Annotated in this window: 17 protein-coding genes; 11 read left to right on the top strand and 6 right to left on the bottom strand. The window is 30.2% G+C overall.

What is annotated here, in order from left to right; genetic code table 11:
- Positions 1-27: 27 nt before the first annotated feature.
- Positions 28-1,275, bottom strand: a complete 1,248-nt coding sequence (locus tag ACXLDF_RS08680) for a tRNA (guanine(10)-N(2))-dimethyltransferase (protein ID WP_457558117.1) — start codon at positions 1,273-1,275, stop codon at positions 28-30.
- A 63-nt stretch (positions 1,276-1,338) separates the two neighbouring features.
- Here ACXLDF_RS08680 and ACXLDF_RS08675 point away from each other — a divergent pair, with 63 nt between their 5' ends.
- Positions 1,339-1,986, top strand: a complete 648-nt coding sequence (locus ACXLDF_RS08675; protein WP_457558116.1) for an SAM-dependent methyltransferase — start codon at positions 1,339-1,341, stop codon at positions 1,984-1,986.
- 74 nt (positions 1,987-2,060) lie between these two features.
- Here ACXLDF_RS08675 and ACXLDF_RS08670 read toward each other — a convergent pair whose 3' ends face one another.
- Complete coding sequence (locus ACXLDF_RS08670) at positions 2,061-2,801, bottom strand: hypothetical protein (protein ID WP_457558115.1); 741 nt, start codon at positions 2,799-2,801, stop codon at positions 2,061-2,063.
- 64 nt (positions 2,802-2,865) lie between these two features.
- On the opposite strand from ACXLDF_RS08670, the gene ACXLDF_RS08665 reads away from it, so the two are divergent.
- Complete coding sequence (locus tag ACXLDF_RS08665; protein ID WP_457558114.1) at positions 2,866-3,837, top strand: P-loop NTPase family protein; 972 nt, start codon at positions 2,866-2,868, stop codon at positions 3,835-3,837.
- Between the two features lie 59 nt (positions 3,838-3,896).
- Positions 3,897-4,367 carry a hypothetical protein gene (locus ACXLDF_RS08660; protein WP_457558113.1) on the top strand — a complete coding sequence of 157 codons (471 nt, stop codon included), beginning with the start codon at positions 3,897-3,899 and terminating at the stop codon, positions 4,365-4,367.
- A 122-nt stretch (positions 4,368-4,489) separates the two neighbouring features.
- On the opposite strand, the gene ACXLDF_RS08655 is transcribed toward ACXLDF_RS08660, so the two are convergent.
- Entirely contained in the window at positions 4,490-5,644 is a 1,155-nt protein-coding gene (locus tag ACXLDF_RS08655) for an ATP-NAD kinase family protein (protein WP_457558112.1), read from the bottom strand.
- 67 nt (positions 5,645-5,711) lie between these two features.
- Between ACXLDF_RS08655 and ACXLDF_RS08650 the strand changes: the two genes are divergently transcribed.
- The 4 genes from ACXLDF_RS08650 to ACXLDF_RS08635 all read left to right on the top strand — a co-directional run bounded on the left by ACXLDF_RS08650 (position 5,712) and on the right by ACXLDF_RS08635 (position 7,983).
- Entirely contained in the window at positions 5,712-6,518 is an 807-nt protein-coding gene (locus tag ACXLDF_RS08650) for a 6-hydroxymethylpterin diphosphokinase MptE-like protein (protein ID WP_457558111.1), read from the top strand.
- Positions 6,519-6,613: 95 nt separating this feature from the next.
- Complete coding sequence (locus ACXLDF_RS08645; RefSeq protein WP_457558110.1) at positions 6,614-6,928, top strand: hypothetical protein; 315 nt, start codon at positions 6,614-6,616, stop codon at positions 6,926-6,928.
- Between the two features lie 164 nt (positions 6,929-7,092).
- The gene (locus ACXLDF_RS08640; protein WP_457558109.1) at positions 7,093-7,434 is read left to right on the top strand and encodes a hypothetical protein; all 342 of its coding nucleotides are present in this window, start codon (positions 7,093-7,095) and stop codon (positions 7,432-7,434) included.
- 114 nt (positions 7,435-7,548) lie between these two features.
- On the top strand, positions 7,549-7,983 hold the full coding sequence (locus ACXLDF_RS08635; RefSeq protein WP_457558108.1) for a hypothetical protein: 435 nt from the start codon (positions 7,549-7,551) through the stop codon (positions 7,981-7,983).
- Positions 7,984-8,051: 68 nt separating this feature from the next.
- Here ACXLDF_RS08635 and ACXLDF_RS08630 read toward each other — a convergent pair whose 3' ends face one another.
- On the bottom strand, positions 8,052-8,825 hold the full coding sequence (locus ACXLDF_RS08630) for a cupin domain-containing protein (RefSeq protein WP_457558107.1): 774 nt from the start codon (positions 8,823-8,825) through the stop codon (positions 8,052-8,054).
- 174 nt (positions 8,826-8,999) lie between these two features.
- On the opposite strand from ACXLDF_RS08630, the gene ACXLDF_RS08625 reads away from it, so the two are divergent.
- Positions 9,000-9,608, top strand: coding sequence for a hypothetical protein (locus ACXLDF_RS08625; protein WP_457558106.1), 609 nt, complete (start codon positions 9,000-9,002; stop codon positions 9,606-9,608).
- A gap of 154 nt (positions 9,609-9,762) precedes the next feature.
- On the opposite strand, the gene ACXLDF_RS08620 is transcribed toward ACXLDF_RS08625, so the two are convergent.
- Both ACXLDF_RS08620 and ACXLDF_RS08615 read right to left on the bottom strand, forming a co-directional pair.
- Positions 9,763-10,176: a 30S ribosomal protein S19 gene (locus tag ACXLDF_RS08620; RefSeq protein ID WP_457558105.1), complete on the bottom strand. Its 414-nt coding sequence runs from the start codon at positions 10,174-10,176 to the stop codon at positions 9,763-9,765.
- A 152-nt stretch (positions 10,177-10,328) separates the two neighbouring features.
- Positions 10,329-10,958: a hypothetical protein gene (locus tag ACXLDF_RS08615; RefSeq protein ID WP_457558104.1), complete on the bottom strand. Its 630-nt coding sequence runs from the start codon at positions 10,956-10,958 to the stop codon at positions 10,329-10,331.
- A 270-nt stretch (positions 10,959-11,228) separates the two neighbouring features.
- On the opposite strand from ACXLDF_RS08615, the gene ACXLDF_RS08610 reads away from it, so the two are divergent.
- The 3 genes from ACXLDF_RS08610 to ACXLDF_RS08600 are packed head-to-tail and all read left to right on the top strand — an operon-like array spanning position 11,229 to position 12,723.
- Entirely contained in the window at positions 11,229-11,399 is a 171-nt protein-coding gene (locus tag ACXLDF_RS08610; protein ID WP_457558103.1) for a hypothetical protein, read from the top strand.
- 30 nt (positions 11,400-11,429) lie between these two features.
- On the top strand, positions 11,430-11,897 hold the full coding sequence (gene rplV, locus ACXLDF_RS08605; protein ID WP_457558102.1) for a 50S ribosomal protein L22: 468 nt from the start codon (positions 11,430-11,432) through the stop codon (positions 11,895-11,897).
- A 10-nt stretch (positions 11,898-11,907) separates the two neighbouring features.
- A complete protein-coding gene (locus ACXLDF_RS08600; RefSeq protein ID WP_457558101.1) occupies positions 11,908-12,723 on the top strand; it encodes a 30S ribosomal protein S3 in 816 nt (271 codons plus the stop codon).
- The last annotated feature ends 9 nt before the right edge of the window (positions 12,724-12,732 follow it).

The following is a 12,732-nucleotide window of genomic DNA, read 5'->3' as shown; positions in this document are numbered from 1 at the left end:
TCGCACTTAAATTTTCTAATAAAAAAATTAGTTTTCTATATGCTTTAAGTGAATTTCTTTTAGTATAGCTTCTAATCCATGAATACTTATATCTGATTTAATTGCATGTGGTTCAATATGTGTTCGTGAGAATTGAAAACCTTTACTAATAATTTTTTCTTCAATTGTCTTCATGCTTGGAACAGAAACTTGAAGATTATCACATATTTTATGGATATCATAATATCCTAAAGGAAATTGGTTTTCTTCTCTTACAATTTTTAATGTTCGTTCGATTCTGGATTTTGAAGGAATAACATCCTTTGAATTTGCTTCTACTTGATTGATACAATATAAAACAAAAGAATCATCATGAAGATCACCAATCCATAATGGGCCTCCAAATTTTAAAGAACATCCACAATTAGGACATTTTTTAGGGATTTCTAAAATATTAAGACTAAACTTATTCCGCCAATCACAATTAGAACACCAAACAATATATCCGATATTTTTCAAATTCGATTGAACTGCTTTTTTTCCCTTTTCAATTTGCACAAAGACACGGATGTAATGATCAAAACTAAGGGATAATAAGGGTTTTATTGCTTTCATCCAAGGATGTGTGTTTTTTGCAATATAATAAAGAAGAATTCGCAGACCTACTTCTTTTGAAAATGTAGATCGTAGTGAACTTACATTGTATTTTCTTAAACAAGCATCTGGTCGAACACCAAAAAGTACTGGAGTATCAGTTGCCGTTATACCTAATAATCCTCTTTTTTCAAGAGCGCGAATAGCCGATTGAATGAAAATATTGGGCGTCCCAAATGGATCGATATCAATGATGCTAAAAAATTCCCTTTTAGATGAATAATGTGTCATTAATGGAATGCAGTCTTGATTTTCAATTTGAATTTTTGTAGGGAGATTGTTAAGTTCAATGTTTTTTTTAATAATTCCAATTGCTAAAGGATTTATGTCATTAGCGGTAATACTTAACGGTTTTTCTAAGTAATTTGCCAATCTTAATGATCGAATTCCTGAAGCTGCCATTGTATCCAAAATTTTTAATGTTTTTTCTTCATTCTTTACTTTCCATAAAGTTTGGAATACACGATAAGCAATTAAGGTAATTGATCGGTTAATCTCTTGAACGGGATTATAAAAAACGGGCATAGATTTCAACAAAGCTTTTCCACCATTTGAATATTCCTCAGAAGGATAAGAATAAAATCGAATTCCACCTTCTTCAGTTATAGATAAATTAGAATCTAATCGTTTGTTACTGCCCATTATACTAATATCAATTAATCGTTATTTTAAACGATGTGCAATTTTGTTATTTTGTGATAATGGATGGGAAATAGAAAAAATCCATGGTTAACTAAACAAAAATCTGATCCCTACTATAAAAAAAGTAAAGCAGAACATCATAGGGCAAGATCATATTATAAATTGAAAGAAATTGATGCTAAATATCACATTCTTTCAATTAATGGACGATTTCCAAAAAAAATAATTGATTTAGGTGCTGCACCAGGTGCATGGTTGGAATACATAAAAGATCAGTATATTTCACGATTTGGGACTTCATTTTCGAATAAATTTAAAGTTGTAGGGGTTGATCTTACTTCAATTCGCCCTTTTAGTGAAAATAAAAATATAATTACTGTAAGATTGGATGTTTTCAAGGAAGAATGTGAAGATTTACTAAAACAATTGGCACCTTGGGATGTTATTCTTTCTGATTTAGCACCAAAAACTGCTGGAGATTTTCGGGATATAGCAATTCAAGAAGCAATGGTTCAAAAAGTTTTATTTTTTTCGCGTTATTTAAAAATTGGGGGAAATTTAGTTGTAAAAGTATTTCAAAGCGAAAAAACAAATATAATTTTCAAAGAATGGGCTCCATATTTTCATTTGTTTAAACGTATGAAACCTGCTGCTTCCAGACCTAAAAGTAGAGAATTATATTTAATTGGAAAGGGCTATAAAGGAAAATAAACAAAAATGAAAAAGAACTAAATACTGAAATTATAATAGTGATAGATTTACTTGAGTATTCTACAATATGAAAATTATGGTGTTGTTTCATTTTTGCCTTTTTTAGAATCATATTCTTGATGAAAAGGATTTCCTAAATATTGTTCATTATTTATTGATGAAACTATCCAATCTGTTAAATATGGGCATTTTTTAGGATTATATTGTTTTTGACCTTCATTGCATTTTTTACTGAAAGGGCAAATAAAACAAGGTAAGTCGTTAATTGTTTCCCATACTAATTTTTTTGATTTATTCTGTTTCTTAACGTTTATACCAAAATCATCAATTTTTGTTATTTGTTTTACCCATCTAGATTGATACATAACCAAATTTGTCCGTATTTTTGGAGGATCTTTATTCTCTAACCGTTTTATTGATTTATCTATTTCATCTCTGCTCAAATTGAATCTTTCTATCAATTCATCTACGACAAGTGAATTATTTGGTGCATTAGTTAAAGATAACAATATTTGTTTGTCAACAGCAAAGTAATTTTTCCGTTTCGTAGATATTGGTTTAGTCTTTTCTCTATCATTTGATTGTGAAGTGCTTTCAACTGATTTGGCAACTTTATGAGATTGAGTTTTAGAAGTCGGAGGCGATTTTTTACTTTTTGAAGTTGTGCTCTTTTTTTTTGTAGATTTCTTTTTACTTGGTTTTTTCTTTTCTGTAGTTTTTTTGTTTTTTTTTTTCGAAACGCTTGTATTTTTTTTTTTCGAAACGCTTGTAGATTTTTTTTTCGAAGCTTTTGTAGTTTTCTTTTTCGCCACCATTCTATTTTTAAATAAATCTTCCAAAACTAAAAAAATTTATTATTACACAATAAAACAATAGCTTGTGAAATTAAACGCGGAAGATCTTCAACTATTGCTTTCGTCAGATGTATTGGAAATTCTTTCTCCTTCAGAAATCTCTCGTATTTCCAGATTATATCCTTCAATTGCGAACTTTTCAAGTATTCAATTAAAGTTGAGACAGAAAACTAAAAGCATATTTAAGCGAATCTCTGAATTTAATTCATTTCTTCAAGATATTTGGGTTTTACCAACTAATATATTGTTTTTAGATCGTTTTTTTTATTTAAATAATAATTCTACAAAAGGAATCATTTCAAAAAATATTTTAATGCTTTATGGTAAAGCTAGATCGGGTAAATCACAAATTTGTCATCAACTCCCAGTAGAACTTTACAAGAAATTTAAAAAATCATCTTATAATCAAGAGATACAAGATAAAACCACGATTTTTATTGATACAGAAGGAACTTTTCGACCAGGAAGAATTAAAGAAATTGCAAAAGCTCAAGATCTTGATGGAAATCAAATTTTAAATAAAATTATTTCAGTTAAAGCTCAAAACTATGTTACTTTCAACTTAATGTTAAAAAAAATTCAAGAAATATTAGAATTACATTCAATAAAATTACTTATTATAGATTCCCTCACTCGGGTCTATCGCTTAGAAATGGCAAAAGATCCAAGTAGAACTGCCTTTGTCATCTCTAATTTGGCTCAAAATCTTAAACAGATTCAAAAGTGGGCAGACAATTTCAATCTTATAGTTTGTTTAACTTCTCAAGTTACCAGTCGTTTTGAAGAGAGTTATTTTTTCGATATTACTCCAGTCTTAGCCACTACTTTAAATCGGTTTGTAAAGAATTGGATATTATTGGGAGTAAATGAAGAAGAAATTGAACTCTCTTCCATTAAAGGACTCAGATATGCCCATATTGTAAACAGTGAGATCCATCAAGAAACAATTGAGAAATTTATAATTACTCCTCAAGGTGTGCAAAATTTTTATGGTTAAGCAAAAAAAATCATTTGATCAAAAAGGCTTAAATTTTATTTTTAGTTTTTTAAGAAGTGATGAGCGATAATCTTCAAATTCAAGTTGGGAAAAAACTTCCATGGATACTCGGACCCAAAATTCGTATCCCTAAAGTTAATTATCCCGTGTATCAAGATTCAAAAATGAATTTGCCTACTCCTGGAAGAAGCTTCATTTTATTAACAATATATCTCGCTCTATTCTGGTTAATGATGGGTGGTATCTATATATCTATCCGTAATCCAATCCCATTAGGATCAAGCGGTGATAAAAGTGTAATGTGGCTTTATCCTTCAACAAGTGAAGCATTCATTATAGAATCTGTTGTGGCAGCTGTTTTGATGTTCATTGGGGGCACGGGCTTTTTGATTTTATACAATTCTACAAAGCATGCTTATAACTACAGTTATTCATTAAAATTATTAATAATTGGAATTGTTTGTATTGTTTTTAGTTTTGCAATGTTACAATATATGATCGCTGTGAAATCAGGACAGTTAAATAAGTAAAAAAATCTTCTCTTTTTCCTTATTTATTGTTTATTTTTTCTCTCACAATTTTAATATTATTAATGTCCATAATTGGTAGGAGAATTATTCGATATTTTCTCTTTTATAAATACAAAGAAGAATTATTCAACTCTAATTATATTGTATTCTCCAAAATCTACTAATACTCGATGTAATCCCTGAAATTTTTTATCAAACTCAGGATTTCGAGAATCAATCCGTAGCTTTCCTTGAGGAAGTGTCGAAATTTTAAATTTCGTGGCAATTATCTGTATGTTTTTTAATCCTATTGATTCAAGGACTTTGGCACTCAATTGCAGATTTCCCCGTCCAAAAACAAAACCTTGGGCACCAATGGGTGTTACGATCAATTTTACTGGGCGATCCTTTATTTGAGCAAGTAAATCTTCTTCATTTAAATCAGATGCAATAAGTTTTTTATGATAAAAGAGATCAACTCCCAAGAGGGTTTTCGGTTCGCCTAAAATTTTCGAAATAGCACGAACAGTTGTTCCAGGACCGAGTAAATAGTACCAATCAGAATATGAATTTTCCCATTCCATGATAATCCATTCTGCTATTCTATCTTGATTTGCAAATTCTTCTTCTGTGTGAGGGCTCGCCATTTTAGAAGGTTGAGAAAGTGTTGGTTCATAGGGAACACGAAGATATCCATATAATTTTGATACAACACGATTATTCCGAAATTCTTCTTCATCTATATCAAGAACTTCCGCTTCTCGTAAAGGAATTTGATTATGAAGATATTTTATCACTAATTTTGCAGCCATTTCTGGCTTAATTGCAAAAACAGAAGAATGAATTTTTACTCCACCTGGAATTCCTAAGCAAGGAATATCCATCCCAATTATTTCACATACATCTCGAGCTGTGCCATCTCCTCCAATAAAAACCAAAAGATCTACTTGAAGATCTTTAAAATGTCGAGCAGCAATTTGTGTATGAATGGCTGATGTATGATAAAGTTTAGTTGATTTTAATTGAGCATCATTTACTAATTCATAAGAAAAATCGGTTTGTTCAATTATATTTCCTCCCATAATTCCGTCCACTGTTAGAAAATAGATTTCATCTTTTATTGATTTCAAGTATTCCAAGAATTCTTTCGCTCGTTGAGGTGTTTGAATTTGTTCATGGTGTAACTGTGCCTTCTGAATAACTTCTTCTCCATCTGAACCTTTTAAACCCAATTTTCCACCTAAACCTGCAATTGGATTTAAAATAAAACCAATTTTCTTTCTTTTCTGGGATATCAATTTATGCTTTCTCCTTCTGTAATACGAATATTCATATCAATATAATGCTTTTTTTTATTTGAAAATTATGGGAAACTTGCCTAATTGGGTCGACTTTATTCCTTTCCGCCCAATTTTTCGAGAAATATGCAACCATTTAGGTTTTGATTTTAATTTAGAAATTCAAGTCCGTGATTTTTTCAGACATCAATTAAAGACTAAGAGAATAGATGGGTTAATTAGTGAAATAGGTAATTTTGCTCGTAACCGGATCATTTGCTTTTGTGGTGCTGGTCCAAATCTTGATGACCATATTCAAAAAATGCATGATCAATGGATTAATCATCGAGACTCTTTTTATATCGTAGCAGCGGATGGAAGTGCAAATGCGCTTGCACTTTTTGATATTATACCTGATTTAGTAATTTCTGATTTTGATGGTTTAACCCCTCAACAAATGTGTAATCTTTTAGATCAAAATATTATATTGGTTGTATTAGCTCATGGTGATAATTATCAAAATTTGAGTTCTTACAGTTCAATTTTTAAGAAATATTCACGAATTATTGGAACTACTCAAGCATCTGCACGTTACCCTATAATTAATCCTGGTGGATTTACAGATGGTGATCGTGGCATATTTCTTCTTCATCATCTTCTACCTCTTCAAAAATCTTTTTTCTTGTTTGGTTATGAATTTAAATCAAAAATTGGTAAGTATTCAAAACCATATTTTGATAATAATATGCCTATTACACCCATTAAGCATCAAAAACTCCAAATTTGTGAATTTTTATTATCATTGATTCAATCTCGCTGGAATCGAACACTATTCGATTATTCTCATGATTTATTAATCATTAAGGAAAGATGGAATAAAATTCTTGATAATTAGTGAAAATTATTAATACTTTCTTGAAATCCATTTGAAATTCTTCAATCAACAGCTTTAAGTAGAAATCTCGCCTTTATTTCAATATAGGTGGAAAAATGACCGATATGAATAATGACTCTTCTTCAAAATCCAATTGGAAATCACTGAAAAAGATGATTAAACACAGTGTTCAAGAAGTTAAAAAGAAAATAAAAGAATATACTGTTGAAGATAAACCAGGTCAAAAACAAAATCAACAATTTTATGGAGCTCGACGAAGAATTATTACTGATCATCCTCCTAATAAAGATTTTTTATGTCCTTATTGTCAATCTACAATTAGCTCAGAGCTGATTGAAGTTCTTGAAGAAAATAAATCCATTATATGTGAGCGTTGTGGAAGTAGCTTACAACGATCAGATTTTTCATAATTAACTTCAAGAAATTTTGAACTTATTCACACTTATGATCCTTTAATGTGGATTCGTTAGCTTGATCACAAATAATCAATTGGTTTTTATTTGGTTTTTAATTTTAAGCAACATAAGGAGTTAGTCATTTTCCTTAAACAATAAAAAAATTGAGATGACATATTATGGGTAAAGATAAAGCATTTGGATTAGTTATTCTCATTATTGGGTTCGTTTTAATGATATTTTATATCATTTGGGGACCACTTTCGTTAATTTATCAAAATTCAAATGGAACTCTCTTAAAAGGCTTGGAAGGATTATATAATATTGGATTTTTCAACTGGCAATGGGCAGTTGTAATTCCTTTGACAATTATGGTCTTCTTAGTCGGTTTGTTAGCCGCTTGGATTGGTTATTCGATGATAACTACACCACCTCCAGTTCCGCTTGAAGAACTTGAAGAAGAATTAGAAGCTGAAGAAGCTGCAAATGCAGAATCTGAAACTGAAGAAAATAAAGAATAGTTCATAAAAAAACTTAATTTTTCAATTATCTTAATTGAATGATAAGTTCTTTATTATTTTTTTATATTTTTTTAACATGATCTCTTGATCTTAGAAAGATTTTACGGAATTAAAATGAGAAAACATATCTACGGTAGGGTATGGGGCATTATTCAACTTGGATTTTGGATCATTATGATTCCGTGGATCTTAATTTCAATTCCACTTGATTTATGGTATGAAACTTCTTCACATCCTAATTATTTTTCAGACTTTTTTTTATCTCCATGGGTGGATTGGAAAATAGGAATTGTTGTACTCTCGACTTTAAATATTCTCTTGGTTTGTATAAGTATAATATGGATGGGGTGGCACAAGATGCATCCTTTGACTACCGTTAAGGCAGAATCACTAAACCAAATAAATCTGGATAGGTTACAAGCAGTACAAAAATTCTCAAAAGAAACCTATTTAAAGCAGCTTCGTAAAGAGGCTCATCAATATAAGATTTTAAGAGAAAAAAAAAGATTAAAAAAGCGTAAATTTATTCAATTTTTAAAAAGAAGCTAGATTGTTTTCTGCCATTTTACTGAAGTTTTGATGTTATTATGAGAACTCATTCTTCTTTACTCTATTCATTATGAAGAATAGTTATTTGGATTAAATAATCTTACTATATCTTCTTCATCAAAAGTTCCTTTATATGTTTCTTCTATAATAACCCAGTTACTTTGAGAAGGGTTAATAATTGTATGTTTAACTCCAAATGGTATATTAAATTCATCTCCAGGGGAAGTATTATAATATACTTTTGAACCAGTGATTATTATTGGCTTTCCCCTATTTATTTTCCAATGTTCTTCTCTAAATTGATGAGTTTGCAGACTTATTCCTAAACCGGGGCGAATAAAAATCAAATTATAATCAGGATATGTGAATTTTACTGAATACCATTTAATTAAAATATCAATATATCCTGAAGGAACCAAATCTTGTGATATAAAATGCTTTGGATCTAATTGTTTGTGAGGTTTATTCTCCATTAGATAAGGATCATAAATGACCTCAAATCCTTCTTCTTCAACAAGTGAAATTTCAACACCAATACCTTCACTATTATAATCATCATCAATTCTACTGTTTTTATTATCCCTAATTTTAACACTAACAATACCTTGAGAAAGATTTATAACCATAAATGGCGATTGTGGCGGTATCATGATCATATACCCTTCGTGAGATCGAATACCCATATGATTTAGTGGAGCAATAGTATCATCTAAGATTACATAAATCAATTGAATTTCATCCCACGCTTGCTGATCTTGAGGAATTATATATAATTTACTCGTATTTGTGTTATTTTTCACCAATTTTGTTCCTCGACCAGGAACGAGATTCCATTTTATCATTATAATTCAACAATTTTCATTAATTTCTTATATCAAATATCTATTTCGAAAGAAATTAGAAATTTATTAAAAGGTGAGAATAAAATATAACTATTTGCAACTCTTTCTAGCATTCAAATAATCAAGTGAAAAAATTTTTTTAAGTTCCTATCTTTGTCTATTTAAGGAATTTCAATGATCACACTTTCAGCTTATTCAATTTTTGGATTGTCCTTCTTAGCTTTTCGTTTATGGATAGATGAAGTAAAATTGAAGAAAGAATTGGATTTCCGTCGAAGATACTTAAGCCGTATTGCAAATTATTTCTTTTCAATTGCATTAATTTACAATTTCCAAAATATGACTTTCAACATTATTTTAGTTACTTCCATGCCTGCATTATGGGTTGCTTTCTTTCGATGGGATTTTCGATTCTATAAACGCTTTAAAACAGGAATTCCTGTTTCTTCTATTCCTTTAGAAACTAAATCACAACGAACATGGATGATTATTGAACGATTAACACTGCACCCTCTTATGCTTTTCTTCGGGACACGTGCATATTTTACTGGATTGCGCCAATTTGTTTTAGGGTCAACTGCTTCTATCGATTTTTTGGGTCAATGTTTTTCTATTTTATATGCACTAATTCTTTTTTATGGTGCGTTTTTTTTCTTAGATGTTAGATGGTACAAACGCCATCGCTGGCCTACTGGAAAAATAATATTATATGCACTCATAGCATCTTGTATTATAATATTTCCAATCATAATAATTCCCACAATGATTGAATTGGGATGGTGAAATTAAGTAGTATCCCCTTTTTATCATAATGAAAATATAATTAACTATAACTGAAAAATAATAAAAATGAAATTTTCTTGAAATATTCCTTTATTTTTGTAATTATACTATATAAAATAAAATTCAGTAAAAAAGAAAAAAGATATGATATCTTTTATTTCAAAGGTACAAATTGAGAACTTCTAGTTGCACCAACTCCAGGATTTCCATGAGATACTTTCTTATTTGTAGGTGAATATTCACCTAAATAATGACCAATGTGTTCTGGAGTTATTTTTACAGGAATAAATTCTAATCCATTATGGACTGCAATGGTTAAGCCAATAAATTCTGGAAAGATGATCATATCACGGTTATGGGTGCGAACTACTACATCTCTCCCATCTTTCGCTGCTTTTTTAGCTTTTTTTAATTTACGTAAGAATTTTTTTTGGCGTCGGGGCATACCTCGCTTTAAACTGCGGCGTTGTCGTGAGGGTAGAAGTTCCATGAATTGTTTCATCGACATTCGTCTTAATTCATCCAAATTTTTGCCCCGATAAAGGAACTTGTGTCGTTGTTCAGACATGAGATATCACAAAAATTGATATTAATTATGTATAACTTCATGAATAGGCGATAAATTAATAATTTTTTGGTTATAAAAGTTGTATAAAATAAGTTAGCTTTTTGAAAATAGAAATAGAAAAAAAACTTATTCGCACTTCAAATCATTTATAGTTATTTTTTTCTCTTATTCCGTAATTTCAGATCTAAAAGAATATATACCATTGTACAAGAAGTTACACCGATCATCCAAATTAATGGTAATGAGCCTATTGTTCTGTTCTGTTCTTTCATATAGGATTCTAAGTTGATATCTTCAGTGGAAATCAAAGTTTTATAATTTTTTAGATTGCTTTCAGATTTGACTAAAATGCCAGATTCTAAATCATAATATTCTTCAGTTGTTTCTTCTCCATAAATACGTTCTCTAATGATACATTGAAACTGGATATCTAAATGAGTTATATTTTTTTTTTCATATCCGAGTTGAGACCATTCTGAAAAAATATCAGGGTCTACCCATAAGAATCCCGCAGATTTATTTGTAATATTTGCAGTTAATTCTCCAACTAAATCATATCCCAAATAATCAACCCAAACAGTTCCATTTCTTATTTCTTGGTATGTTAATCGAATATATCCTGTTACAGATTTGCTATCACCTGTTTCCCACCAGAAAACATCTCCACTATTAACTTTTAATCCTGATGCTTTTCCAGTTAAGATAGTGGTCATTAAAAATAATATTATAAAAATTGTATAGAATCGATTTTTTTTTTTCATACTTTTTTTTTTTGTTATCATTCTTGTTCACCATTCAAAATTATATTTATTTAATATTACAATATGATATTGATAAATACATTTGAATTTCGTTTTTTATTCTTTTATCTTTTATTTTTCCATAAATTATTTCTTTTATTAAATTTCTATTTTTTATAACAGAATTCCTGAATCATTATATTAAAATGTGTTGATTTTGCCTTCTAATGCTCTACATAGCGGTAGAATCGAAAATTTATTTAATGATCGATATTTTTTGATCCTAACCAGTTGTGATTTCATTTGATCTTAATGATCGAAATAATCACAGCTTCGAAATTCAGGCGCCGAGGAATGAAAAATCTCGGGCGTGAATATGCCCCAAATCGCAATTTTGTAGAATTTGGGCACCATATTCACTTTGATCATAATCGTAAGTTAGGAATCGCGATTTTGGTTAATATTATTAGTCAAAATCTATAATTAAAAACACTGTAAAGGAAAGAATCATTTATGCCTAATTGGAAAATGAGTGTTCAAGGCTTAGATCCGGATAGGACTGCAACAGCGGTTGGTAGAGAACTCGATGTATCTCCTAAAAATACACGAGAAGTCTGTAACGTCATTAAAGGGATGAAATTAGAAACCGCGAAAAACTATTTAGAAGATGTCATATTGTTGAAAAAAGCAGTTCCTTTTAAGCGATATAATAAGAAAGTAGGACATCGTCATGGTTTGAAAAATTTTAAATTTCCGTCCGGTCGTTTTCCTGAAAAATCAGCCAGAATGGTTTATGAAGTTTTAATTAATGCTGAATCTAATGCAGAATATAAAGGATTAGATCCTGAAAGGTTAAAAATAACTCATTCTGCTGTAATGAGGGGAAGAAAAGTTAAGCAATATATTGAACGCGCCCACGGTCGAAGTACTCCTTATTTTAGAGTTTTAACTCACATAGAAATTGTCTTAACTGAAATATAAAGTGAATCTTATGCCAGTCAAAAAACATTTTGTTAATAGAGGACTCCAACATACCTTGATTGAGGAATATCTTGCTAGTGAACTAGATAATTCTGGATATGCTGGATGTTCTCTTCAAAAAACACCTATGGGAACACGAATCACGATAAAAACTTCTCGTCCAGGAATTGTTATTGGACGAAGAGGTGCAAAAGTGAAAGAATTAACTGATGCAGTTAAAGAAAAGTTCAATATTAATGTTCCAACTATTGATGTTGAAACTGTTGAAAATCCTGAATTAAATGCTCAAATTCAAGCAGAACGTATTGCATATGCCATTCAAAAAGGACAAAACTATCGACGAGCAACCTACAGTATTATTCGACGAATTATGCGTGCAGGTGCAAGAGGTGTTGAAGTTCACATAAGTGGAAAAGTTACTTCTCAAAGAGCCCGTTCACAAGTATTTCGAGCTGGTGTTATTTCTAAATGTGGAACTCCTGCTGATGAAGGTGTATCGAAAGGTGTCTGTCATCTTACTTTGAAATCTGGAGTATTAGGAATTAGAGTCAAAATTATGCCTGAATCTTATCAATTACCTGATGAAGTTGAGATATTAGAAGGTATTTTTGATCGTTCTGTTGAAGAAAAGAAACCTGATGAAGGAGTAGATCCCTTTTATCAAGATGAACTTCCAGAAGATGAAGAAGAAGAAGAAATCTTTGAAGACACAAGTGATGTTGATGAAGCCTCAATTACCACAGCAGATGATACTGAAATTATTGATGAAAATAACATACTCGATGACTTAGAAGAAGAATCTAACGATCTTAATGTTGATGAATAAAAATAAATG

The sequence above is a fragment of the Candidatus Harpocratesius sp. genome, assembly GCF_054039255.1.
This window is presented reverse-complemented; position numbering and strand designations above follow the sequence as displayed.

Coding starts and splice junctions, on each gene's coding strand:
- ACXLDF_RS08615 (WP_457558104.1), bottom strand. CDS start 10,958: ATGATAACAAAAAAAAAAAGTATGAAAAAAAAAAATCGATTCTATACA.
- ACXLDF_RS08645 (WP_457558110.1), top strand. CDS start 6,614: ATGACCGATATGAATAATGACTCTTCTTCAAAATCCAATTGGAAATCA.
- ACXLDF_RS08680 (WP_457558117.1), bottom strand. CDS start 1,275: ATGGGCAGTAACAAACGATTAGATTCTAATTTATCTATAACTGAAGAA.
- ACXLDF_RS08600 (WP_457558101.1), top strand. CDS start 11,908: ATGCCAGTCAAAAAACATTTTGTTAATAGAGGACTCCAACATACCTTG.
- ACXLDF_RS08640 (WP_457558109.1), top strand. CDS start 7,093: ATGGGTAAAGATAAAGCATTTGGATTAGTTATTCTCATTATTGGGTTC.
- ACXLDF_RS08670 (WP_457558115.1), bottom strand. CDS start 2,801: ATGGTGGCGAAAAAGAAAACTACAAAAGCTTCGAAAAAAAAATCTACA.
- ACXLDF_RS08675 (WP_457558116.1), top strand. CDS start 1,339: ATGGGAAATAGAAAAAATCCATGGTTAACTAAACAAAAATCTGATCCC.
- ACXLDF_RS08635 (WP_457558108.1), top strand. CDS start 7,549: ATGAGAAAACATATCTACGGTAGGGTATGGGGCATTATTCAACTTGGA.
- ACXLDF_RS08610 (WP_457558103.1), top strand. CDS start 11,229: ATGATCGAAATAATCACAGCTTCGAAATTCAGGCGCCGAGGAATGAAA.
- ACXLDF_RS08625 (WP_457558106.1), top strand. CDS start 9,000: ATGATCACACTTTCAGCTTATTCAATTTTTGGATTGTCCTTCTTAGCT.
- rplV (WP_457558102.1), top strand. CDS start 11,430: ATGCCTAATTGGAAAATGAGTGTTCAAGGCTTAGATCCGGATAGGACT.
- ACXLDF_RS08620 (WP_457558105.1), bottom strand. CDS start 10,176: ATGTCTGAACAACGACACAAGTTCCTTTATCGGGGCAAAAATTTGGAT.
- ACXLDF_RS08630 (WP_457558107.1), bottom strand. CDS start 8,825: ATGATAAAATGGAATCTCGTTCCTGGTCGAGGAACAAAATTGGTGAAA.
- ACXLDF_RS08660 (WP_457558113.1), top strand. CDS start 3,897: ATGAGCGATAATCTTCAAATTCAAGTTGGGAAAAAACTTCCATGGATA.
- ACXLDF_RS08650 (WP_457558111.1), top strand. CDS start 5,712: ATGGGAAACTTGCCTAATTGGGTCGACTTTATTCCTTTCCGCCCAATT.